18 protein-coding genes are annotated in these 22,859 nt (G+C 68.4%); 13 read left to right on the top strand and 5 right to left on the bottom strand.

What is annotated here, in order from left to right; translation table 11 throughout:
• Positions 1 to 104: 104 nt before the first annotated feature.
• Genes EV643_RS20965 through EV643_RS20955 form a run of 3 tightly spaced genes read left to right on the top strand, consistent with a single transcriptional unit; the run spans position 105 to position 2,746 of the window.
• Positions 105 to 1,328 (top strand): macrolide family glycosyltransferase, encoded by a 1,224-nt coding sequence (locus EV643_RS20965; RefSeq protein ID WP_133801805.1) that lies wholly within the window; start codon positions 105 to 107, stop codon positions 1,326 to 1,328.
• A gap of 3 nt (positions 1,329 to 1,331) precedes the next feature.
• Positions 1,332 to 1,811: a hypothetical protein gene (locus EV643_RS20960; protein ID WP_133801804.1), complete on the top strand. Its 480-nt coding sequence runs from the start codon at positions 1,332 to 1,334 to the stop codon at positions 1,809 to 1,811.
• Positions 1,808 to 2,746 (top strand): hypothetical protein, encoded by a 939-nt coding sequence (locus tag EV643_RS20955; RefSeq protein ID WP_133801803.1) that lies wholly within the window; start codon positions 1,808 to 1,810, stop codon positions 2,744 to 2,746. Before EV643_RS20960 ends, EV643_RS20955 begins: the two co-directional genes overlap by 4 nt.
• Before the next feature lie 37 nt (positions 2,747 to 2,783).
• On the opposite strand, the gene EV643_RS20950 is transcribed toward EV643_RS20955, so the two are convergent.
• Both EV643_RS20950 and EV643_RS20945 read right to left on the bottom strand, forming a co-directional pair.
• Positions 2,784 to 4,382 carry an alkaline phosphatase D family protein gene (locus EV643_RS20950; RefSeq protein ID WP_202869670.1) on the bottom strand — a complete coding sequence of 533 codons (1,599 nt, stop codon included), beginning with the start codon at positions 4,380 to 4,382 and terminating at the stop codon, positions 2,784 to 2,786.
• A gap of 106 nt (positions 4,383 to 4,488) precedes the next feature.
• Positions 4,489 to 6,219 carry an L-aspartate oxidase gene (locus EV643_RS20945; protein ID WP_133801802.1) on the bottom strand — a complete coding sequence of 577 codons (1,731 nt, stop codon included), beginning with the start codon at positions 6,217 to 6,219 and terminating at the stop codon, positions 4,489 to 4,491.
• A gap of 229 nt (positions 6,220 to 6,448) precedes the next feature.
• Between EV643_RS20945 and EV643_RS20940 the strand changes: the two genes are divergently transcribed.
• Positions 6,449 to 7,078 (top strand): sigma-70 family RNA polymerase sigma factor, encoded by a 630-nt coding sequence (locus EV643_RS20940; protein ID WP_133801801.1) that lies wholly within the window; start codon positions 6,449 to 6,451, stop codon positions 7,076 to 7,078.
• Positions 7,079 to 7,144: 66 nt separating this feature from the next.
• Complete coding sequence (locus EV643_RS20935) at positions 7,145 to 9,901, top strand: ATP-binding protein (protein WP_133801800.1); 2,757 nt, start codon at positions 7,145 to 7,147, stop codon at positions 9,899 to 9,901.
• Here EV643_RS20935 and EV643_RS20930 read toward each other — a convergent pair.
• From EV643_RS20930 to EV643_RS20920, 3 genes are all read right to left on the bottom strand, one after another.
• The gene (locus tag EV643_RS20930; protein WP_133801799.1) at positions 9,898 to 10,605 is read right to left on the bottom strand and encodes an NADPH-dependent F420 reductase; all 708 of its coding nucleotides are present in this window, start codon (positions 10,603 to 10,605) and stop codon (positions 9,898 to 9,900) included. The two genes, EV643_RS20935 and EV643_RS20930, sit on opposite strands and share 4 nt — an antisense overlap.
• Before the next feature lies 1 nt (position 10,606).
• Complete coding sequence (locus tag EV643_RS20925) at positions 10,607 to 11,638, bottom strand: LLM class flavin-dependent oxidoreductase (protein ID WP_133801798.1); 1,032 nt, start codon at positions 11,636 to 11,638, stop codon at positions 10,607 to 10,609.
• 119 nt (positions 11,639 to 11,757) lie between these two features.
• Complete coding sequence (locus tag EV643_RS20920) at positions 11,758 to 13,560, bottom strand: sigma-54-dependent Fis family transcriptional regulator (protein WP_202869669.1); 1,803 nt, start codon at positions 13,558 to 13,560, stop codon at positions 11,758 to 11,760.
• Positions 13,561 to 13,883: 323 nt separating this feature from the next.
• On the opposite strand from EV643_RS20920, the gene EV643_RS20915 reads away from it, so the two are divergent.
• The 8 genes from EV643_RS20915 (at position 13,884) to groL (ending at position 22,768) form a co-directional block, all read left to right on the top strand.
• A complete protein-coding gene (locus EV643_RS20915) occupies positions 13,884 to 15,533 on the top strand; it encodes a ferritin family protein (protein WP_133801797.1) in 1,650 nt (549 codons plus the stop codon).
• A gap of 77 nt (positions 15,534 to 15,610) precedes the next feature.
• Positions 15,611 to 16,684, top strand: coding sequence for an NADH:ubiquinone reductase (Na(+)-transporting) subunit F (locus tag EV643_RS20910; protein ID WP_133801796.1), 1,074 nt, complete (start codon positions 15,611 to 15,613; stop codon positions 16,682 to 16,684).
• On the top strand, positions 16,681 to 17,862 hold the full coding sequence (locus tag EV643_RS20905; RefSeq protein WP_133801795.1) for a ferritin family protein: 1,182 nt from the start codon (positions 16,681 to 16,683) through the stop codon (positions 17,860 to 17,862). The genes EV643_RS20910 and EV643_RS20905 overlap by 4 nt, the downstream gene beginning before the upstream one ends.
• Positions 17,859 to 18,230, top strand: a complete 372-nt coding sequence (mimD, locus tag EV643_RS20900; protein ID WP_133801794.1) for a propane 2-monooxygenase effector subunit MimD — start codon at positions 17,859 to 17,861, stop codon at positions 18,228 to 18,230. The genes EV643_RS20905 and mimD overlap by 4 nt, the downstream gene beginning before the upstream one ends.
• 17 nt (positions 18,231 to 18,247) lie before the next feature.
• The gene (locus tag EV643_RS20895; protein WP_133801793.1) at positions 18,248 to 19,288 is read left to right on the top strand and encodes an amidohydrolase family protein; all 1,041 of its coding nucleotides are present in this window, start codon (positions 18,248 to 18,250) and stop codon (positions 19,286 to 19,288) included.
• Positions 19,289 to 19,290: 2 nt separating this feature from the next.
• Entirely contained in the window at positions 19,291 to 20,007 is a 717-nt protein-coding gene (locus EV643_RS20890; RefSeq protein ID WP_133801792.1) for an iron-sulfur cluster assembly protein, read from the top strand.
• On the top strand, positions 20,004 to 21,029 hold the full coding sequence (locus EV643_RS20885; RefSeq protein ID WP_133801791.1) for an NAD(P)-dependent alcohol dehydrogenase: 1,026 nt from the start codon (positions 20,004 to 20,006) through the stop codon (positions 21,027 to 21,029). Before EV643_RS20890 ends, EV643_RS20885 begins: the two co-directional genes overlap by 4 nt.
• Before the next feature lie 47 nt (positions 21,030 to 21,076).
• Positions 21,077 to 22,768, top strand: coding sequence for a chaperonin GroEL (groL, locus tag EV643_RS20880; protein ID WP_133801790.1), 1,692 nt, complete (start codon positions 21,077 to 21,079; stop codon positions 22,766 to 22,768).
• The last annotated feature ends 91 nt before the right edge of the window (positions 22,769 to 22,859 follow it).

The raw sequence follows: 22,859 nt of genomic DNA, 5'->3' as shown, positions 1-22,859 counted from the left end.
TGGACGCGTACGCCGGACCGTCAGACCTCTGCGGTGGTCAAGCAGGTCGGGCTGCCCTCGCCCGGCGGTGTTACAGATCGGGGGGCTGCTCTGTCTTAGTGGGTGTGAGTACCATCGCGTTTCTCAACATCGCTATGCATGGGCGGGTCAACCCGACGCTGCCTGTTGTGGCAGAGCTGGTACGGCGCGGCCACTCCGTCACGTACCACACCTCGCCCGCCTTCCGGGATGAGATCGAGGCCGCCGGCGCGACTGTCCACCTCTACCCCGGAGGCGACCAGCCGCTCCCCGATCCGCCGACACCGGTCGCCCTGTTGGAGGGGCTCGCGCAAACCGCCGTCCATGTGCTGCCCGACGTGCTCACCGACCTGCGCGGGGCCCAGCCCGACCTGATCGTCCACGACTCCGCCTGTTTGTGGGGCGCCGTCGCGGCCCGCGAGCTCGGCGTACCGGCGGCGTCGTCGTTCACCACGTTCGCGTTCAACCGGCAGGTGCCCAGTCCCACCGGCGGTTCGTGGGAGCTGCTGGCCGATGCGGCGGCTCGGCTCGGCAACGTCAAGGGCTACGTACGCGCCCGCTGGGAACTGCGCCGCCGCTTCGACACGCACGGGTTGCCGTTGGTTGACTTGGGCAACATCCGTCAGCCGCTCAATCTGGTCTACACCTCGCGGGCGTTCCAGCCTGCCGTCGAGGGCTTCGACCTGTCCTACCGGTTCGTCGGCCCAAGCATCGGCGCCCGCCCGAAAGACCCGTCGTTCCCCGCCGATCGGCTGCAGGACCCGGTGCTGTACGCATCCCTGGGCACGGTGTTCAACGCCGACCCAAAGCTGCTGCGCAGTTTCGCCACCGCGCTCGCCCCGCTGGGCGGCACCGTCATCATCTCCGCCGGGCAGACTGATCCCGCCGCGCTGGGTCCGTTGCCGGCCAACGTGCTCGTACGCCGCTTCGTGCCGCAACCGGAGGTACTGGACCGCGCGGCGCTCTTCGTCACCCATGGCGGGATGAACAGCGTCAACGAGGCCATGTACGCCGGGGTGCCGATGCTGGTGGTCCCGCAGGGCGCCGACCAGCCGATGGTGGCCCGCCGGGTCGTGGAACTCGGCGCCGGCCTGTCGATCCGCACCCAGGAAGTTGCCGAGGGCACCGTTCATGCTCTCGCCCGGCGCCTCCTCGACGATCAAGGGTTGCGGGCAGCCGCGGCCACACTGCAGCTCGCCCAGCACCAGGCGGGTGGATATCAGCGAGCCGCCGACGAACTCGAGCAGTATCTGCAGACGGCCGGCCCGAAAGGTCAGCGGGCTCCCGTCGATCCGTCCCAGCGAGGCTGAGCGATGTCACCCGTCATCGTCCTGTTGCTGTTCGCCGGGCTGTCGGAGGCCGCCGGACGCATCCTGCCTCTGGTGGTGCGCCGGCCTGGCATGTCGCGGCCGTCGGTGGTCGGGTTGCTGCTGGCCGGTGGCCTCGTCGAGGGTGTGGTGTTCGCGCTGTGGCCCCTCACGGCGTGGACCCTCGCCGAACTCGTGCTGTCCCCTCCACCGCCAGGTACCGGGTTGGTGTGGACACCGGGCCTGGTCGCCCCGCTGGTGTTCGCTGCCGTCCTTGCCTTCCCATTGCTCGGGCCCCTGCTCCATCTGCTGCTCTTTGTGGGGGTCGGCGCCGGTCTGGCCGGCCCGCTCGCGACGGAGACCGGACTGAGCTGGGTCGTCGCGGCCGGTTGCGTGGCCGTCGCCGGCGCCGGGCTTGGCGTCGCCGTCGAGCTCGTACGGCGCCTGGTCGTGAGGATCAGTGCGATCGGGGTGCCGATCGCATGAACGATTTCCTGCTCTGGGTCGTTTTGATCGGACCGGTCCTGCTCGCCGAGGGTCTGCTGGCCCGCTACGAACTTCTGATCTACAGCGCCGGCTGGCGAGCCCCGACCACCGAGCTCCCGGCCGGCGTGCCCTATGCCCGGGGTGCGGCCCCCGACAGACCCCCGGATGCCTACCTGGTCTACCTGGACGGCATCGGCAAACGTCGCTTCCACGACAGCCGGGACGGCGGCCAGTTGGTCAAGGCGCTGATAGCCGGAGCTCCGGAACTCCGCATCCTCGGTCAGGTGCAGCCCTACTCACCGCTGGCCGACCCGCTGGCCGATCGGCCGGTATGGGCGTGGCTGCGCCGCCGCGCCGGGCTGCTGCTCTTTCTGCACAACGTGATGCAGACCTTCGTCGCCGCCGACCACCGGTACCGCCCGCTCTACAACCGGGCCGTCGGCGCCCAGATCGCCACTCAGCTACGACTCGCCGGCTACCAGCCCGACAGTGGTATGCCTGTCGTGCTGCTCAGCTACAGCGGCGGCGCCCAGGTCTCCACCGGTGCTGTTGACGAACTGCACACCCAGCTCCACTCCCCGGTCCTGCTGATCTCGATCGGCGGGTTCCACAATGGCGCCAACGACCTCACTCACGCCCTGCGGTTCCATCAGCTCACCAGCGCGAGCGACCGGATCGAGCGAGTCGGCACCTGGATCTTCCCTCAGCGCTGGCGGCTGTTCCGCCGCAGCGGATGGAACCGAGCTCGCCGCGCCGGGAAGGTCACCATCAATCGGCTCGACCCGGCCACTCACGTCGGGCCACGCAGCTACATCAGCCCGACAGCCCAGCTTCCCGATGGCCGCAGCCACCTCGACCGGACTGCCGACACCGTCATCTCACTCATCCGCGCCCACTTCAGCACGACCGCGACAGCAGACGGCCCTAAGCAATAACGCGGCCGCGGCAGCAGGCCCCACGCAATAGCAGGTGTCATTCCGCGGGCGGGAGCTCGACGGTGTGGAGGACCGTTCCCTCGATGTCACGGAGGCGGACGGTCAGCTGCCGGGTGTCGCCGTCGATGGCCACCTCACCGAAGTACTGGTAGCCGAAGGCCGGGTTGCCCACGTCGGCAGACGGTGCTCCCTTGGCGAAGACGACCTCGGGGCCGAAGGTCGGATCCACCGGGTTCGGCCTCGGCTCGACCCCGACCGCCGCGTTGAGCGGGCCGGAGACGAACTCCCAGAACGGGTCGAAGTCGGTGAACTTGGCCCGCGACGGGTCGTAGTGGTGGGCGGCGGTGTAGTGCACGTCGCCGGTGACCCACAGCATCCCGGTGACACGGTTGCGTTTGGCGTCGGCGAGCAGCTCGGCGATCTCGAGTTCCCGGCCGAGCGGCGTACCGGGGTCGCCCTGGGCGATGGCCTCGATGGCCGCGCCGTCCGGCACGACAAGGCTGATCGGGAGATCGGCCGCGAGGACCTTCCAGGTGGCCCGGGATGCCTTCAGCTCACGCTTGAGCCACTCGAGCTGGCGCCGCCCGAACACGCCTCCGTCGCTGACGGTCTCCAGGCCGGCGGTGTTGGCGTCCTTGTACGAACGCATGTCGACCACGAACACGTCCAGCAGTTCGCCGTACCTGATCACCCGGTAGACGCGGCCTTCGTCGTCGCGGCTGGTGCTGGTGGGCAGGTACTCGTGGAACGCTCGACGGGCCCGCGCGGCGAGTACGTCGACCCGCTTCTCGGTGTACCGGGTGTCGTCCAGAACCTCTCCGGGGTACCAGTTGTTGGTGACCTCGTGGTCGTCCCAGGAGTTGATCTGCGGCACCTCGGCGTTGAACCGGCGGAGGTTTTCGTCGAGCAGGTTGTAGCGATAGTTGCCGCGGTACTCGGCCAGCGTCTCGGCCACCTTCGACTTCTCCGGGGTGACGAGGTTGCGCCAGACCGTGCCGTCGGAGAGCGGCTTCTCCGCGGGCAGCACGCCGTCGGCGTAGATCAGGTCGCCGGAGCAGATGAAGAAGTCCGGTGCCAGCCGGCGCATAGCGTTGAAGATCCGATAACCACCGCGGGCCGGGTCGATGCCCCATCCCTGGCCGGCCAGGTCGGCCGACCACAGGAATCGGATGTCAGCCGATCCGATGGGAGCCGTTCGAAGCCGCCCGTACTCCGGTGCGCCTGCGAGCCGCTCATCGTCAAGGTCCGCGACCACGACTCGGTAGAACACGTCCTCACCGGCGGGCAGGCCACGAAGCAGGGTCTTGCCGGTGAAGTCGGTGCGTTCGTCCAGGACCGGCCCGGCCACCCGGCGTACCCGGCGGAACGTCTCGGTCGGACTCACCTCGACGAACATCCGCGCCGGCCGGTCGGCCCGCGTCCAGACGACCGCGTTCGAGGCGGAGACATCACCCGACTGAATCCCGTTGGTTACCGCAGGTCGGCCCGACCGCACCAAGGCTGGAGCACCGGAGGCCGGCGAGGACGGAAGGAGCAGCGAGGCACCGGCGGCCGCACCGCCCAGCAGCAGAGAACGGCGACCAGGACGGTGGACAGAAGGCGACGCGGCAGGGTTGGAAGCTGACGGCTCGAACACAGGCACTCCCGAGGCAGGGGTAAGGACAACCCCGGTCTAACCATCGCGAGCCAAGGTCGAGTGAAGCCCGCCTAAACGTCACCGAAAGCTGTAGTTCACGCAGCACTCACTCGACCAGCTTGCCGGTGGTGGAGACGTCGCGCATGAGGGGGCGGAGCTCGTCTGGGATCGGCGGGATCTGCTCGCGCTGGACCGAGCCCGGGCCTGACCAGACGAGATTGACCTGTAGGGACTCGTCGAGGTCGGGGAAGTCCGAGCGGTTGTGGCAGCCGCGGGTCTCACGGCGCTCGAGGGCTGCGTCGAGGGTCGCCCGCGCGGCCAGGGCGGAGGACAACAGGTCGAACGCGTGGGCCAGATCCTGGAAGCCGGCGATGTCGGGGTGGACTCCGATCCGCGTCATCCGATCCTCGATCTCCGCGAGCTCCGACAGGCCGGCCAGCAGACCGGCTTCGTCGCGGACCACGCCGGCCCGCTCGGTCATCGTGTCGCGCAGCGCCCGTTGCACTGCACGGACGTTCTCTTCACCGTCGCTGGCCAGCAGCGCGTCGATCTCGGCCCGTGCTTCGGCGACAGCTTCCGCCGACCGGTGCTGTGACTGCCGACCGGTCGAGTACTTCGCCGCCTCCTCCGCCACGATCCGGCCGAACACCAGCAGCTCGATCAACGAGTTGCCGCCCAATCGGTTCGCACCATGCAAGCCGCTGGCCGCCTCACCGATCGCGTACAGCCCGTCGACCCCGGTCCCGTGGTCTTCGGGGCGGACCCACACACCACCCATCGAGTAGTGCGCCGTCGGTGCGATCTCGATCGGCTGCTTGGTGATGTCGAGCATCTGGAGTTCGAGCAGCGTCTGGTAGACCCGTGGCAGCCGGCGCATGATCGTCTCCCGCGGGAGATGGGACACGTCGAGCCAGACCCCGCCGTTCGGCGTACCGCGGCCTTCCTTGATCTCCGTGTACGCCGCGAGCGCGACCCGGTCCCTCGTGGACAGCTCCATCCGCTCCGCGTCGTACCGCGCCATGAACCGCTCCCCGAGAGCGTTCCGCAGCTGACCGCCTTCGCCACGAGCCGCCTCGGACACCAGGGTGCCGGCGGCGTTCTCGGGTTCGATCAGGCCGGACGGGTGGAACTGGACGAGCTCGGCGTCCCGGATCCGGCCGCCGGCCAGGACCGCCAGCCGGAACGAGTCACCGGTGTTCTCGTCGCGCCGGGACGACGTACGCCGCCAGATCCGGGTGTGGCCACCTGCGGCGAGGATCACCGCGTCGGCGTGGATGACGTAGCGCCGACCGGTCGTGAGGTCGAACCCGTAGGCGCCGAACACGGTTTTGTCCCGCACCAGGATGCGCGTCACGTAGACGGTGTCGAGGATCGGGACGCCCAGCTGGACCGCGCGGTTGATCAGGGTCCGCTGGATCTCCAGTCCGGTGTAGTCGCCCGCGAAGGCGGTCCGCCGATACGTGTGGGCGCCGAAGAATCGCTGCGAGATCCTGCCATCCTCCTCCCGGGCGAACGGCATGCCGTAGCGCTCCAGATCGGCGATGCCACGCGCCGCCCCCTCGGCGACGATGCCTACCGTGACCGGGTTCGCCAGCAGGTAGCTCTCGTGCAACGTGTCGGCGGCGTGCTGCTGCCAGGTGTCCTCCGGATCCATCGTGGCGAGCGCCGCGTTGATCCCGCCGGCGGCGAGCGCGGTGTGCGCGTCCGCGCGCGGACGCTTGCCCAGGGCGAGCACCTCGACACCCTGCTCGGCCAGCTCGATCGCGGCCCGCAGACCGGCACCGCCAGTTCCGATCACCAGGACGGAAGTGGCGATCTGCTGCTCAGTGACGCTCATCGGGTCCCCTTCGACTCCTCGAGTTGTCTCACCACTAGGACCGCACAAGGCGTCGATCTGTGACTGTCACGTCCATCACAAACCGCGCCGGTGCGAGCAAGCTCACGACCACGTACACCACGGACTGGACCACGGACTTCCAAGGGCGCGGCGACCACGGTCCAGCGGCGAGGGTGGCATCACCTCAGCCGCCTTCGGCGGACCGTACGACGAGTAGAGGAGCCGGACGATGAGTACGCAAGAAGCCACCTTGGACCAAGCGGCCTCGGTCTTCGTCCAGGCCCGCCCTCGACTGTTCGGGATCGCCTACCGGATCGTCGGCAACGTGCACGAGGCCGAGGACATCGTCCAGGAGGTCTGGCTCCGCTGGCACCGTACCGACCGGACAGCCGTGATCGATCCCCCGGCGTTCCTCGCGACCACGACCGGCCGGCTCGCCATCAACCTCGTGCAGTCCGCCCGTCGACGGCACGAAACCTGCGCGGCCCATTGGCTGCCCGAGGAGAACGCGGACGACGGCGCCGATCCACAGACGCAGGCCGAGCAGCACGAGTCCATCGACCTCGCCGTCCGGCTCCTGCTCGAACGGCTGTCACCTGCCGAACGGGCCACCTACGTACTCCGGGAGGGCTTCGAGTACCCGTACCGGCGGATCGCGGAGACCCTGCGAATCGGCGCGCCCAGCGCCAGGCAGCTCGTGAAGCGGGCCCGCGACCGCCTCTCCTCCGACCGACGCCGTCCGTACAGCCCCGCCGCGCACAGCAAACTCGTGCACGCCCTCGAATCGGCCTCCCAGGAGGGCCAACTGGCCAAACTCGAAGAGCTCCTCAACGCCGACCTCGCCGAACAGGCCGTCTGACGTCTGGTCAACCGCTACCGCGGAGCGGGTGTGCGCCTCTAGCCTCTTGTGCGGGAGGGTTGAGGCATGACGGTTGGGGGTACGGCGCCCGAGCTTCGCGGTCGGCGGACGGAGTGCGCGCGCCTGGATCGCTTGGTGGCCGACATGCGCTCCGGCCAGGGTCAGATTCTGATCGTCCGTGGTGAGGCGGGCATCGGGAAGTCCGCTCTGCTCGACTACCTGGCCGGCCAGGCCGACGGGTGCCGGATCGCCCGGGCAGCGGGTGTCGAGTCCGAGATGGAGCTCCCGTTCGCCGGTCTGCATCAGTTGTGCGCTCCGATGCTGGATCTCAGCGAGCACCTGCCGCCGCCACAGCGCGAGGCGCTGGCCGTCGCGTTCGGCCTGGAATTCGGTGGGCCGCCGGACAGGTTTCTGGTCGGCGCGGCGCTGCTGAGTCTGCTGTCCGAGGCGGCCGACCGCCAGCCACTCCTGTGCATCGTCGACGATGCGCAGTGGCTGGATCAAGCCTCGGCACAGGCGCTGACCTTCGTCGGCCGGCGGCTGTTCGCCGACCGCATCGGGGTCGTCTTCGGCATCCGGGAACCCGTGACCGGTCCCGAGTGGCGAGGATTCCCGGAGTTGACGGTCGGCGGCCTGACGGACCGGCACGCGAGAGCCCTGCTCGATGCCGTGGTCCCCGGGCGGCTGGACGAACACGTCCGGGACCGGATCGTCGCGGAGACCAGGGGCAATCCACTCGCTCTGCTGGAACTGCCACGCGGGTTGACCGCGGCCGAGCTGGCCGGTGGGTTCGAACGGCCGGATGCCCGGCCGCTGGCGAGTCAGATCGAGCAGAACTTCGCTCAACGGGTGCGGTTGTTGCCGGCGGAGACGCAGCGTTTGTTGCTGACCGCCGCCGCCGAGCCGGTTGGCGATGTGCCGCTGCTGCTCCGGGCTCTCGCGATCCTCGGGGTCCCGGTGAGTGCGGCCGCACCTGCCGAAGAGGCCGGCCTGATCGAGCTCGGTGCACGAGTCCGGTTCCGGCATCCCCTGGTGCGATCGGCGACGTACCGGGCGGCGACCTCAGCCGGCCGTCGTGAAGTGCACCAAGCCCTCGCCGGGGCGATCGACCCGAGCCTCGATCCCGACCGGCGCGCCTGGCATCGCGCCCAGGCGGCCGACGAACCCGATGAGGACGTAGCCGGCGAGCTGGTCGCCTCCGCCGACCGGGCGCAGCGCCGCGGCGGTGTCGCCGCCACGGCCGCGTTTCTGCAGCGGGCGACCGACCTGACCCCGGACCCGGCCACCCGCGCCGGCCGCGCCCTGACCGCTGCCCAGGCCACCCTCCGAGCGGGTGCCTTCGAGACCGCACTGAAACTGCTTGTCATCGCCGAAGACGGGCTGGCCGACGAGCTGCACCAGGCCGGGGTGAATCTCCTCCGCGCGCAGATCGCGTTCGCCTCCGGGCACGGCGCGCGAGCCGCCCAGCTGCTCCTGGATGCCGCCCGCCGGCTCGAACCTCTCGACCTCGACATTGCCCGCGACACCTACCTCGACGCGTTCGCGGCGGCGATGTTCGCCGGGCGTCTCGCCCCCGGTTCCCCGCAGACCGACGTGGCGCGAGCCGCTCGCGCCGCCCCGCAGCCGGTGACCCGCCGCAAGCACGATCTGCTGCTCGAGACCTTGGCTGTCTCGTTCACCGACGGATATCCGGCGGCGATGCCTCTGGCCAGGAAGGCGATCGAAGAATTCGCGGATCCGGCCCTGGCAGATCCGAGCGATCTGCGTTGGTTGTGGCTGGCATCGCGAACCGCCGTCGACCTCTGGGACCACGAGCACTGGGATGTCCTCACCGCCCGGCACGTACAGATCGCCCGTGAGCTGGGCGATCTCACCGAACTCCCGCTCGTCCTCAACTCCCGGCTCGCCATGCACCTGTTCGCCGGCGAGTTCTCGGCGGCTGCCTCGCTGCTCGCGGAGATCCAGACGATCGCCGATGCGACCGGGATGGGGTTGGCACCGTACGGCGCCATCAGCCTGGCCGTCCTGCGTGGCCGCGTGGACGAGGCTGCGCCCCTGATCGCCACCACCATGGACGACGTCCTGGCGCGAGGCGAAGGCGGCGGGCTGACCTTCACCCACTGGGCGAACGCCGTGCTCATGAACGGCCTCGCCAGGTACTCCGACGCACTCGCCTCGGCTCGAGCGGCGACCGAGGATCCCAAAGATCTCGGTGTCGCCAGCTGGTCCCTGCCCGAGCTGGTCGAGGCGGCGGTGCGAAGCGGACGGCCCGAGCTGGCGGCTGAGGGCCACGACCAGCTGGCCGAGCTGACGCGGGCCAGCGGTACGGACTGGGCACTCGGCCTGCTTGCTCGATCGGGAGCGTTGCTGGCGACCGGACCGGCGGCGGAGTCCGGTTATCAGGAGGCCATCGAGCGACTCGGCCGGACCCGGCTCCGGTTGGACCTCGCCCGGACACAGCTGCTCTACGGCGAGTGGCTCCGCCGCGAGGGCCGGCGCCAGGACGCACGCGGGCAGCTCAGGAAGGCGTACGACGTCCTCGCCGCGGTGGGCGCCGATGCCTTCGCCGAGCGTGCCCGCCGCGAACTCGCGGCGACGGGCGAGGCCGTCGACGGGCGAGCAGGGCGCGCGATGGACGCGCTGACCGCGCAGGAAGCGCACATCGCCGAGCTCGCCGGCGCCGGCCTGACCAACGCTCAGATCGGAGCCCAGATCTTCCTGAGTCAGCACACGGTCGAGTGGCACCTCCGCAAGGTCTTCACCAAGCTCGGCATCACATCCCGCCGCCAGCTCCGCCCCCAGCTCACCGGCGAAACCGGCTAGGCCACATCCAGGTCGTCCTGGGTGGATCGGGCGTGGGTGACAACGCGGCCGCGCGGGGTGTTCGGGAAGCGGTCGAGCATTGCCTGGACCTCGGTGGCGCGGACGTTGGCGCCGAACAGTTCGGTATTGGGTTCGAACCGCATGCCCTCGGCCAATCCGCCGGCGAGCACCGAGTCGAAACCGAGCGCGTCGACGATCGTGGCGACCGCCGAAGCATCCGTGGGTTCGCCGGCTATCGCGATGGCCTTGCGGTCCACGGATCCACGCGGGCGGGCGCCGTCCTCCAGATCGTGGTACCCCATGTGGTTGAACGCCTTCACGACGCGACTCTCGGGCAGGAAGGCCTGCACGATCTCGCTGGACGACGTGCGCGGATCGGTCAGGTCGTCGCGGATCCCGTCGACCTCCCACCAGTAGTTCATCGCGTCGATCACGAGCTTGCCGCGCAACGCCTCGGCCGGGATCGTGCGGTACTTGCCGAGCGGCAGCGCCAGGATCACGACATCGGCCCGCGCCGCCGCGTCGGCCGCCGTGGTCGCGACGGCGCCAGGCGTGACGATCTCGACGATCAGCGCGATCTTCGAGACCTCCCCGGAACCGGCGATGAGCACCCGGTACCCCGCCGCGACGGCGAGGCGGGCCAGTACGGTCCCAACCTTGCCCGCACCGAGGATCGCGATGGTGCCTGGATTCTCCTGAGTCATATCAGCCGGCCAGGATGTCGCGGACCATTGGGATCACCTTCGTGCCGTACAGCTCGACCGCCTTCATCCGGGCGCTGACCGGCAGCGTGCCGGCGGTGTAGATCAAGTCGAACCGGCCGACTCCCAACCGCTGGACAGCACCGGCGATCCGGCGAGCCACAGTCTCCGGCGATCCGACGTACATCGAGCCGTGCTCGACGTCGGCGTCGAACTCCTCACGACGGATCGGCGGCCAGCCGCGCAGTGCTCCGATCCGGTCGCGGACGACCTTGAAGCGCGGATAGAACAGTTCCTTCGCCTCCCCGTCGGTCTCGGCCACGAAACCCGGCGAGTGCATCCCGACCGGATACGCGACGGTGCCGAACTGCTCGGCAGCGCGCCGGTACAGGTCGAGGTACGGCGCGAATCGGTCGGGCGCTCCACCGATGATCGCGAGCATGAGCGGCAGCCCGTGGTACGCCGTACGGACGACGGACTGCGGCGACCCACCGACCCCGACCCAGGTGTTCAGCCGGCCGGACTCGGTCTTCGGGTAGACGTCGGCGTTGTCCAGCGCTGCTCGGGTGGTCCCGCTCCAGCTCACCGGCTTCTCGTCGAGCAACTGGACGAAGAGTTGCAGCTTCTCCTCGAACAGCACGTCGTAGTCAGCCAGGTCGTAGCCGAACAACGGGAAGGACTCCGTGAAGGACCCGCGCCCGAGGATGACCTCGGCTCGCCCGTTCGACAGCGCGTCGACGGTCGCGAATCGCTGGTACACCCGGACCGGATCGTCCGAGCTCAGCACGGTCACGCCGGATCCGAGCTTGATGCGTTCGGTCCGCGAGGCGATCCCGGCCAGCACCGTCTCCGGCGTGGAGATCGAGTACTCCGGCCGATGGTGCTCGCCGAGTGCGATCGCGTCGACGCCGAGCTGATCGGCCAGCACCGCTTCGTCGACCACCTGCCGAATCGCCGCGGCGTCCGACATGAGCACCCCGTTGTCGTCCTCCGGAATGTCGCCGAAGGTGTCCAGCCCGAACACGAGGTCGGTCATTTGCCCACTTCCCATCCGATGTCCACGTCAAAGCTTAGGTTGACGTGTCAACACAGATGGTAGCGGGTTCATTCCGACGACATCGCGATGGTGGGAACGGACCCGGGGTCGGACCGGTTTCAGCGCCCGGGTGATTGGATCCCGAAGTCGTGGATCTTGCGGTAGATGGTGGCTCGGGACATCCCCAGCGACCGCGCGGCGGCACGTTTGTCGCCGTTGTTGTCGACGAGGCTCTGGATGATCGCGTCGCGCTCCAGGGCCTCCAGTTGGCTGAGACTCCGGCGGCTGATCGCCTGGAGGTCGGCCGGCAGGTCGGCCAACATGATGACGCCGGCCCGTCGCCGGTGCTGGACAACCTGCTTCAAGACCTGGTGCAACTCCGCGGTGTTGCCCGGCCAGGCCGATCGCAGCAGTTGATGCATCGCTTCCGGTGAGCAAGTCAGGTCGCCGTGGCTCAACTGGCTGAGGAAGAACGGGACCAGCTCACGTACGTCATCGATGTGGTGCCGCAGCGGTGGCACATCGACGGTGAGGGGGAACAACGTCAGCAACTCACTCAGATCGGGCTCTTTCTGGCCTCCGGTCGTCAGCGTCACCACGACCCACGGCGGATCCGACAGCCGACGCTCGAGTCCGCCGTACAAGGCTCCGATCAGCTCGTCGAGCCGCCTCGGGTCGAGCCGCTCGGCGTGCCGGATCACCAGCGCCTGGACGGTGTCATCGGCCAGCTCCGCCTCCAGGTCGTCCGCGAAGTGATCCATTGCCTTGGCGGCATCGACCAGGCGGCACGATCCGGCCGGGTTGTTCTGCTGGTGGGCCGCGCGGGCCAGCGCCACCTTTCCCGCTCCTGGCTCGCCGCTGAGCACGATCCAGTGCCCGGCGCGATAGGCGTTGTCGACCTCCCGGCTGGTGGCGAGCCAGGGCGCGCTCCTGCCGACGAGGCCCGGCAGCTCCGGACGTGGTGGCGGCCGGTTCGCACTCACACTCGTCAAACTGCCCGGCGTCTGCTCGGTGACCTGGATAACGGCGGCCGCGCCCCGGCCACCCTCGGGTACCGGCCGGCTGGTGATCCGGACCCGTCGACCGCTCGGGAGCTCGACCGCTTGGGGGTTGGTGCCGGCCTGGGCCAGCAGGTCGGCGGCGTGAGCGAGGACGGCCGCCTGATCGCTCCCGTCGAGGTTCTGCTGTGCGCTGGCGTTCATCAGCAGCAGGTCCTCGTTGACCGCGAGCACCATGTCACCGGACCGGCGTCCGGCCAGCAGGTACTCGTGCAGGAGTTCCTGCTCCCGGGCCGAGGCGTCCGTCAGCAGTGCCGCCCGGATCTGGTCCGCGGTGGTCTTGGCCAGCGTGATCAGCAGCGATCCGGCGTCCTTGCGCCAGCAGGTGAGATCGATGGCACCCACGATCTTGCCGCTGATCGGATGTTTGATCGGCACCCCGGCACAGGCGAGGTCCTCCAGATCCTCCGCGTAGTGCTCATGCCCGAAGACGTGCATCGGGCCACCGCGCTCGAGCGCCGTGCCGATGCCGTTGGTGCCCGCGAACTGTTCGGAGTAGCTGAAGCCCGGCGCGAGGTGGACCCGGTCCAGGTGCCTGCTCAGCTGGGCATCGGCGGTCAGCCGCCGGAGCACCAGCCCGTTGCGTTCGGTGAGAATGACGCTGATCGGCTGTCCGTCGAGATGCTCGTGCAGCCGGCGCAGCACCGGGGTCGCACTACGGGCCAAGGGCGGGTCGAGATCGGGGTCCGTGACGTACGGCAGGTCGATCCGGTCGGCGGGGAGGTTCCACCGCCGGGAACGAACCCACGACGCCAGCACCGGTCGGCGTACGTCGGTCACCGGGAACTCGTCGTGGGTCAGAAAACTCACCCGGGCATGGGCTATCCGGCTGCTGTCACCTGACGCAGCTTCCAGTTCGTCCACGTGACCTCCTGGCCACCGGCCGGGAGGCCTGGTGAATGTGTGGGTCTCCCCCACCGGGGCACGGCTCTTTCCAGGCTAGTGCTTCGCGGACGTCCGGCAGTCTCATATTGAGACTGCCGGACCCAGCGCCGTGGTGTCTGATCCGAAGTCGCGTGTTCGGCGGCAGCTGAGCTGAGCTTGTCTCAATTTGAGACCTCGGGGCGCGCACGGCGGCGATGTACTTACTTCAAACGCTAGCAAGACGTGGGCTCGCGCCGAGGGCCCACGCCCGCACGGCCCCGCCTGGGGCCAGGCCAACGGCCACCGCGAGCGTGAGGAGTGCCATGAGTCGCCAGAGTGTGGCTAAGGCCCACCAGAAGATCCAGGAGTTGTCCTGGGAACCCAAGTACCACGAGCCTGTCTCGCAGTACGGAACCGACTACACGTTCCAGAAGGCTCAGAAGAAGGACCCGCTCAAGCAGGTGCTGCGGTCGTACTTCCCGATGCAGGAGGAGAAGGACCACCGGGTCTACGGCGCCTCCGACGGAGCCATCCGCGGCAACATGTTCCGCCAGGTCCAGGAGCGCTGGCTGGAGTGGCAGAAACTGTTCCTGAGCATCATCCCGCTGCCGGAGATCTCGGCGGCCCGGGCGATGCCGCTGCTGTTCCGGACGGTGCCGAACCCCGAGTTGCACAACGGCCAGGCGATCCAGATGATCGACGAGGTCAGGCACTCGACGATCCAGCAGAACCTGAAGCGCCTGTACATGAACAACTACATCGACCCGGCGGGCTTCAATTCCAGCCTCCGCAACTTCCAGAACGACTACTGCGGGACCATCGGCCGGCAGTTCGCGGAAGGCTTCATCACCGGTGACGCGATCACGGCGGCGAGCATCTACCTCACCATCGTTGCCGAGACCGCCTTCACCAACACGTTGTTCGTCGCGATGCCGGCCGAGGCTGCCGCGAACGGCGACTACCTGCTGCCGACGGTGTTCCACTCGGTCCAGTCCGACGAGTCCCGGCACATCAGCAACGGGTACGCCACCCTGCTGATGGCGCTCGCCGACGAGGGCAACCACCAGTTGCTCGCCCGCGACCTGCGGTACGCGTGGTGGAACAACCACCGGGTCGTGGACGCGGCGATCGGCACGTTCATCGAGTACGGCACCAAGGACCGTCGCAAGGACCGGGAGAGCTACGCGGAGATGTGGCGCCGGTGGATCTACGACGACTACTACCGCAGCTACCTGGTGCCGCTGGAGAAGTACGGCCTGGAGATTCCGCACGACCTGATCGAGGAGGCGTGGAACCAGATCTGGAACAAGGGGTACGTGCACGAGGTGGCGCAGTTCTTCGCCACCGGCTGGCTCGCGAACTACTGGCGGATCGACCCGATGACCGACAAGGACTTCGAGTGGTTCGAGTTCAAGTACCCGGGCTGGTACGACAAGTACGGCAAGTGGTGGGAGAACTACAACCGGCTCTCGAGGCCGAACGGTCACAAGCCGATCGTGTTCGAGGACGTCGACTACGAGTACCCGCACCGCTGCTGGACCTGCATGGTGCCGTGCCTGGTCCGCGAGGACATGGTGATGGCGAAGGTCGACGGCCAGTGGCGGACGTACTGCCATGAGATGTGCAAGTGGACCGACGAGACCGCGTTCCGGCCGACGTACCAAGGCCGGCAGACGCCGAACATGGGCCAGCTGATCGGCCACCGCGAGTGGGAGACGCTGTACCACGGCTGGAACTGGGCCGACGTGGTGTCGGACATGGGGTTCGTCCGCGATGACGGCAAGACGATGGTCGCGCAGCCGCATCTCGACCTGAACCCGGACAAGATGTGGACCCTGGACCACCTGCGGAAGTGCCCGCCTCTGCAGAGCCCGAACGTACTGCTGAACGAGATGACCGACGACGAGCGTACGGCGTTCGCCGCCCGCTACGTCCGTGGCGGACCTGCCGGACGCGCTCCGGTCGACGCCTGACCGACGCAACGCCACGCGGGAGGGCAAATGTCCTTGCCCTCCCGCTACGTCTCCTGTCCACGCAGCTGTGAGGGGCCATGGGCGACAAGCACGTCGTACGGTTCGAACCCGTCGGCATCGAGATCGAGGTCGACGAGAAGCAGACGATCCTGCGGGCCGCGGCCGAACAGGGCGTCATGCTGATGCACGGCTGCAAGGAGGGCCAGTGCTCGTCCTGCAAGTCGTTCGTGCTCGACGGTGACGACATCGAGCTGGAGCGGTACTCGACGTTCGCACTGCCGGACTACGAACTGGACGAGGGCTACACGCTGCTCTGCCGGGCGCATCCGTACGAGGACCTGACGATCGAGCTGCTCAACTACGACGAGGACATGATCCGTTCGGGACTGCCGATCCAGGAGGCCGTCGCCGAGGTGGTCGCGAACGAAGCGGTCACGCACGACATGAGGCGCCTGGTACTACGGCTGCTGGAGCCCGGCGAACTCAAGTACTTCCCCGGCCAGTACGTCGACATCGCGGTGCCGGGGTCCGGGGCGACCCGGTCGTTCTCGATGGCGAACACGTCCAGCCGCGAGGGAGGACTGCTGGAGTTCGTGATCAAGATCTACCCGGGCGGGATGTTCTCGTCGTACCTGGACCAGCGGCTGTCGGTCGGTGACCAGCTCGACCTGACCGGACCGTTCGGGGTCTTCACGTTGCGGGACAACCCCGGCGCGCGGCTGGTCTTCCTCGGCGGCGGAGCCGGGATGGCGCCGGTCCTGGCGTTGCTGCGGTCGATGGCCGAGCGCGCCATCGACCGTCCGACTGTCTACTACTACGGGGCGCGTACCAAGCGTGACCTGTGCTTCGACGAGGAGCTCAGGGCACTGTCCGGCACCTTGCCCAACTTCAGCTACGTACCGGCGCTGTCCGAGCCGGCCGACGATGACGAGTGGGACGGCGAGGTCGGTCTGATCACCGACGTCGTCGCCCGGCACGAGGACGACCTGGCCGGCGCCGACGCGTACGTGTGCGGCCCGCCGCCGATGGTCGAGGCCGCGCTACCCCTGCTGGAACGGCTGGGCGTCGCGCAGAAGCGAATCTTCTACGACAAGTTCACCACCACCGGCGACGCCGGTGACCCGAAGGTGCTGGAGGCAGAGATCAGATGACGACCACACAGGACTCCCCCCAGGTACGGAGCGTGCCGAAGCCGGTCTTCACCGATGCCGAGGCCGGCGCCAAGGTGTTCCCGGACTCGCTGGCGCGCCAGTTCAACTACTACACGCCACAGAAGCGCAAGCAGAGCCACTACGAGGACGTCACCGTCGAGGTGCAGCCGGATCCACGGCACTACCTCAGCCAGGGCTGGCTGTACGGGTTCGCCGACGGCCGCGGTGGCTACCCGCTGGACTGGACCGTACTGAAGGCCTGGGGCTCGGACCGGCCGGAGCCGGAGCGCGGTCCGGGCACGGGCGGCAAGGGCTACGACTGGCCGGCGACCGGCTGGCACGAGTTCCGGGACCCGAACGAAGAATGGGAGATGACGCTCTACCGGTACAACTCCAACGTCGTCCGGCAGGTCACCCAGAACGTCGAGGCGGCCAAGCAGTCCAAGGCCTTCGAGCAGTGGAACCGCAACTGGGTCCGGTTCATCGAGCAGCACGTCGGGGCCTGGATGCATGTGGACCACGGCCTCGGTCTCTACCTGTTCGCGAACGCGAACCGGCGGGCGCCGACCAACATGCACAACAACGCGATCTCGGTGAACAGCATGCACCGGATCCGCGCGGCGCAGGACCTCGCCCTCTACAACCTGACGTTGAGCGAGGAACTCGACGGCTTCGACGGTACGGCGCACCTGGAGACCTGGAAATCCGACTCGGCCTGGCAGGGTGTGCGTGACCTGGCCGAGCGGCTGACCGCGATCGACGACTGGTGCGAGGCGATCTTCGCCGCCAACGTCGTGTTCGAACCGCTCGTCGGCGAGCTGTTCCGCAGCCATCTGGTCCAGCAGGCAGCCCCCGGCAACGGCGACTTCGTGACGCCCACCTTGGTCGGCGCGGCGGAGTACGACTTCGCCGAGCGGGACCTGCGCTACACCAAGGCGATGTTCGAGCTGCTGACCGCCGACAAGGAGTTCGCCGACCACAACAAGGCGATCCTGCAGGACTGGCTGTCCGACTGGACGACGCGCGCGATCGAGGCAGCCCGGACGCTGCAACCGCTCTGGTCGCAGCCGGACAGCAAGCCGCCACGATTCGAAGACGGGCTGGACCGGGCGAAGAGCCGCTTCAGCGGCATCGTCATCGGACTCGGCCTCGAGGAGCCGAAGGAGCTGGCACAGTGAGCACCACCTTCACGACCGCAGAGAGTCCCTTCAAGTCCGACAACACCGCGTCGAACCGGTGCGGTTTCACCCTGATGAACAACCAGGTCGGGGAGGTCGTCGCCGAGGTGATGGGTCAGCTGGACAACGTCACCCTGACGCCGCTGCCGTCGATGATCAGGGTCGACGCGGTGGGCAAGATGGAGGTCGTCTACGACGAGATCTCCGAAGCCCTGGGCGAGGAGCCCGGCTACTTCGACCAGGCCGAGTTCGAAGAGAACATGTCGACGCACTACGGCCGGATGATCCACACCGACGACCGGACGATCCTGGTCGCCAACCCCGAGGACGCCGCCGAATACCTCGGCTTCGACCTCACCGCCGTCTGAGAACCCAGGAGGCGACCGTGTACGAGAAGAACGGCGAGAAGTACTTCGTGGTCGACAGCCACATGCACTTCTGGAACGCCGCACCGGACAACTGGGTCCCGGGTGCCGAGCAGTACGCGAAGGGGTGGATCGAGTGCTTCCACGCGTACATGAGCCTGGCACCGAAGGAGACCCACTGGCCGATCGAGAAGTTCATGAAGTACTCCGAGGAAGACCTGATGAAGGACGTGTTCGACGAGGGCCACGTCGACGTCGCGATCTTCCAGCCGACGTACCTGAAGGAGTGGTACAAGGAAGGGTTCAACACCACCGAGCGGAACGCCGCCCTGGGTGAGAAGCACTCGGGCATGTTCATCCACAACACTCGCTGGGACCCCCGTGACGGCGATGCCGGCCTGGACGAGCTGAAGGCCAACGTCGACCGCTACGGCTCTCGCGGAGTGAAGCTCTACACCGCAGAGTGGCGGCAGGGATCCCGGGGCTGGAAGCTCACCGACCCCGAGGCCTACCGCTACCTGGAGGCCTGCCAGCAGCTCGGCATCAAGAACATCCACGTCCACAAGGGCCCCACCATCTGGCCGCTGGACAAGGACGCGTTCGACGTGTCGGACGTCGACCACGCGGCGACGGACTTCCCCGACCTCAACTTCATCGTCGAGCACGTCGGCCTGCCGCGGATCGAGGACTTCTGCTTCATGGCGACTCAGGAGCCGAACGTGTACGCCGGCCTGGCGGTCGTCATCGGCGGTCTGATGCACGCGCGGCCGCGGTTCTTCGCCAAGGTGATGGGCGAGCTGCTGTTCTGGGTCGGCGAGGACAAGATGACCTTCGGCAGCGACTACGGCATCTGGGAGCCGAAGTGGCAGGTCGAGGGCTTCGTCGACTGGGACTTCCCGGCCGACGAGGAGTTCTCGGACTACCCGCGGCTCGGCACCGCGGGCAAGAAGAAGATCCTCGGTCTGAACGCGGCGAAGCTCTACGACATCAAGGTGCCGGACGAGCTGCAGCTCGACGGCGGGAGGCCCGCCGCGCAGGACGACGCGAAACTGGTCACGTAGTAATGACGGCCGCGGTCGCGGAGCGGTCCCGGGTCCTCACCGCGCTCGACGCGGTGCGGGACCCGGAGCTCGACGAGCCGATCACGACGCTCGGGTTCGTGTCGTCGTGTGTCGTGTCGGCGGCCGGTGACGTCGTGGTCCGGCTCCGGCTGCCGACGTACTTCTGTGCGCCCAACTTCGCGTTCCTGATGGTCGCCGACGCGTACGACGTGGTGTCGGCGCTGCCCGAGGTACGCAGCGCCGACGTCGCGCTGGAGGATCATTTCGCGTCGGCGGAGATCAACGCCGGCGTGGCGGCGCGGGCCGGTTTCGCCGTGTCGTTCGCCGGTGAAGCCATCGGCGAACTGGACGAGCTACGGCGGACGTTCCTGGTGAAGGCGGTGCTGGCCGGCACCGACCAGGTCTGCCGTCCGCTGTTGGCCGCCGGACTCGATCCGGCAGCGCTGACGACGATGACGCTCGGGGACATGCAGGAGTCGGCACAGCTGGAGAGGCTGTGCCGGCGGCGGGCTGAGCTCGGCCTACGTACGGACCCCGCTGCGCCCCTGCTCGTCGACCCTGGCACCGGTGACCCGATCACCGGTGCCGCGGTGTCGCTGCACTTGGGCAGAGCACGGATCACGAGGGTCGGCATCGAGGCCAACACCGGCATCTGCCGGGGAATGCTGCGACACCGCTACGGAACCGCCGGTGTGGGTGAGGAGGAGGACGAGGAATGAAGGCCGTTCGACTGCACGGATACCACCAGCAACCAGTGGTCGAGGACGTCCCGGAGCCGAGCGTCAAAGGTCCGCTGGACGTAGTCGTCAAGATCGGCGGCGCCGGGGTGTGCCGCACCGACCTGCACATCATCGAGGGCCAGTGGGCGGAGGCGATGCACCCCACGCTGCCCTACACGATCGGCCACGAGAACGCGGGCTGGGTGCACGAGATCGGCTCGGCGGTCACCAACGTGCAGGTCGGCGACACGGTGATCCTGCACCCGACTCCCACCTGCGGGCTCTGCCAAGCCTGCCGGGCCGGCAACGACATGCACTGCGCGACCAGCACCTTCCCCGGCCTGGGCAGCGACGGCGGGATGGCCGAGTACCTGCTCACCTCCGCGCGGGCCTGCGTGAAGCTCGACCCGACGACGCAGCCGAAGGACGTCGCGGCGCTGGCCGACGCCGGCATCACGGCTTACCACGCGGTCCGCAAGGCGATCCCGCAGCTGTACCCCGGGACGACCTGCGTGCTCATCGGCGCCGGCGGCCTCGGCCACATCGGCATCCAGTGCCTTGCCGCGCTGACCGCCACCACGATCATCGTGGTGGACCGCAACCCGGACGCGCTGAAGCTCGCCGAACAACTCGGCGCCGACCACACGGTCGTTGCTGACGGCAACCAGATCCAGGCGGTGCATGAGCTGACCGGCGGCGCGGGCGCGCACGTCGTACTCGACTTCGTCGCCGAGCAGGGCGCGGAGCAGGACGGCTTCGCGATGACCGCCCCGAACGGTTCGTACTTCGTGATCGGGTACGGCGGCCAGCTGCAGGTCCCGACCCTGGACATCATCTCCACCGAGCGAAACATCATCGGCAACATCGTCGGCACGTTCAACGAGCTGGCCGAGCTGATGGCGCTCGCCCAGGCCGGCAAGGTCACGCTGCACACCAGGACCTACCCGCTGGACGCGGCCGCCGAGGCGGTCGCGGATCTCGACGCCGGCCGGGTACGGGGCCGCGCGATCCTCGTTCCCTAGCACAACACACCGTTCGCCCTGACCGGGCAGGCAAGGAGGAGGGACCGATGGCCAAGGAACTGCGATTCGGTGAGCAGGCGCGCGAGCTGATGCTGGCCGGGGTGGACCAGCTGGCGGAGGCGGTGAAGTCGACGCTGGGGCCGAAGGGCCGCAACGTGATCCTGGAGAAGATCACCGGCTCACCGGTGGTCACCAACGACGGCGTCACCATCGCCCGGGAGATCCACCTCAAGAACCAGTTCGAGAACATGGGCGCCCAGCTGGTCAAGGAAGCGGCGATCAAGACCAACGACATCGTCGGCGACGGCACCACCACCGCGACGGTGCTGGCGCACGCGATCGTCCGCGAAGGCATGCGGGCGATCGGCTCCGGCGGCAACCCGGTGCTGGTGAAGCGCGGTATCGACGTCGCGGTCGCGCGCCTGGTCGAGCGGCTGCGCCAGGTCGCGCACCCGGTCGCCACCGAGCACGACCTGGCCCGGGTGGCGGCGATCTCGGCGAACGACGACGACCTGGTCGGCGCGGTGATCGCCAGGGCCCTGCACTCGGTCGGCGACGGCGGCATCGTGACGATCGAGGAGTCGGCCGCGCACGGGATGCGGGTCGACTTCGTCGAGGGATTCGAGTTCGACAACGGCTACCTGTCGCCGTACATGGTGACCGATCCCGGCAGTTTGCAGGCGGTGCTCGACGACCCGTACATCCTGCTCTGCAGCGAGAAGATCACCAGGGTGCAGGAGCTGATGCCGCTGCTGGACAAGATCATGCGTGATCCGAAGCCGCTGGTGATCATCGCCGAGAGCCTGGAGGGCACAGCGCTCAGCATGCTCGTGCACAACCACGTCAACGGGCATTTCCAGTGCGTCGGCATCAAGGCACCGGGATTCGGCGACCGGCGGCTGCACAAGCTGGAGGACATCGCCGCGATCACCGGTGGCGCGGTGCTCAGCCGGCACTCGGGCTTCACCCTCGAGTCGATGGATGTCGGCCGGCTCGGCCGGGCCGAGCAGGTGCGGGTCACCGCCGACCGGACCGCGATCATCGCCTCCCCGGGCCATGAGCAGGAGGTCGGCTTCCGGCTCACCCAGCTCCGGGCCGAGCTGGAGCGGGCCACGTTCGGGGTCGACGAGGACGTGCTGACCGAGCGGATCGGTGCGCTGTCCGGCAAGGTCGCGGTGATCCAGGTCGGAGCACCGACACCGGCCGAGTTGAAGGAGCTTCAGCACCGCGTCGAGGACGCGCTCTCGGCGACCCGGGCGGCGATGGCCGAGGGGATCGTCGCCGGTGGCGGGGTGGCGATCCTGCACGCCGCGTCGGTACTCGACGATCTCGAGGTGAAGGACGACTACGCGACGGGCGTCGAGATCGTACGACGGGCGCTCCGCGAGCCGGCGTACCTGATCGCCGCGAACGCGGGCTACAACGGCGAGGAGGTGCTGGAGCGGATCGGGCAGCTCGGCCCGGACGACGGGTTCGACGCGCTCGAGGGCCGCTACGGGAACATGCTCGAGATGGGCATCGTCGATCCGCTCAGGGTGGCCAGATCGGCTCTGCAGAACGGCGCGTCGGTGGCCGGCCTGCTACTCACCACCAACACGCTGATCGCCGAGGAGCAGACCCCGTGGGGTGGAAGCGCCGCGCTCATGACCGAGTTCGGCGCCCTCGACGAAGGCCTGCACCAGCCATCCCCGGACTCCAGCACGCCACAGTCCCTCGGGCTGGGACCCTCGGTCGCCTAGGAGGCCGCTGAAATAGGTGCGTTTCCGGGTCGGTCTCGACGGACGGGTTTGGGTCGAGCGGGTCGGTTTCAGTGGTTTGGGGTCGTCGCAG

The sequence above is a fragment of the Kribbella caucasensis genome (genome assembly GCF_004361855.1).
GTDB lineage: Bacteria > Actinomycetota > Actinomycetes > Propionibacteriales > Kribbellaceae > Kribbella > Kribbella caucasensis.
Note: the sequence above shows the minus strand (reverse complement) of the source record. Positions and strands in the feature narration are given on the sequence as shown.

What these genes read in the sequence shown, in the direction of transcription:
- EV643_RS20910 (WP_133801796.1), top strand. Translation starts at nt 15,611, where the DNA reads ATGGGCGACAAGCACGTCGTACGGTTCGAACCCGTCGGCATCGAGATC.
- EV643_RS20890 (WP_133801792.1), top strand. Translation starts at nt 19,291, where the DNA reads ATGACGGCCGCGGTCGCGGAGCGGTCCCGGGTCCTCACCGCGCTCGAC.
- EV643_RS20945 (WP_133801802.1), bottom strand. Translation starts at nt 6,219, where the DNA reads ATGAGCGTCACTGAGCAGCAGATCGCCACTTCCGTCCTGGTGATCGGA.
- EV643_RS20905 (WP_133801795.1), top strand. Translation starts at nt 16,681, where the DNA reads ATGACGACCACACAGGACTCCCCCCAGGTACGGAGCGTGCCGAAGCCG.
- EV643_RS20930 (WP_133801799.1), bottom strand. Translation starts at nt 10,605, where the DNA reads ATGACTCAGGAGAATCCAGGCACCATCGCGATCCTCGGTGCGGGCAAG.
- EV643_RS20955 (WP_133801803.1), top strand. Translation starts at nt 1,808, where the DNA reads ATGAACGATTTCCTGCTCTGGGTCGTTTTGATCGGACCGGTCCTGCTC.
- EV643_RS20925 (WP_133801798.1), bottom strand. Translation starts at nt 11,638, where the DNA reads ATGACCGACCTCGTGTTCGGGCTGGACACCTTCGGCGACATTCCGGAG.
- EV643_RS20915 (WP_133801797.1), top strand. Translation starts at nt 13,884, where the DNA reads ATGAGTCGCCAGAGTGTGGCTAAGGCCCACCAGAAGATCCAGGAGTTG.
- groL (WP_133801790.1), top strand. Translation starts at nt 21,077, where the DNA reads ATGGCCAAGGAACTGCGATTCGGTGAGCAGGCGCGCGAGCTGATGCTG.
- EV643_RS20935 (WP_133801800.1), top strand. Translation starts at nt 7,145, where the DNA reads ATGACGGTTGGGGGTACGGCGCCCGAGCTTCGCGGTCGGCGGACGGAG.
- EV643_RS20960 (WP_133801804.1), top strand. Translation starts at nt 1,332, where the DNA reads ATGTCACCCGTCATCGTCCTGTTGCTGTTCGCCGGGCTGTCGGAGGCC.
- EV643_RS20940 (WP_133801801.1), top strand. Translation starts at nt 6,449, where the DNA reads ATGAGTACGCAAGAAGCCACCTTGGACCAAGCGGCCTCGGTCTTCGTC.
- EV643_RS20885 (WP_133801791.1), top strand. Translation starts at nt 20,004, where the DNA reads ATGAAGGCCGTTCGACTGCACGGATACCACCAGCAACCAGTGGTCGAG.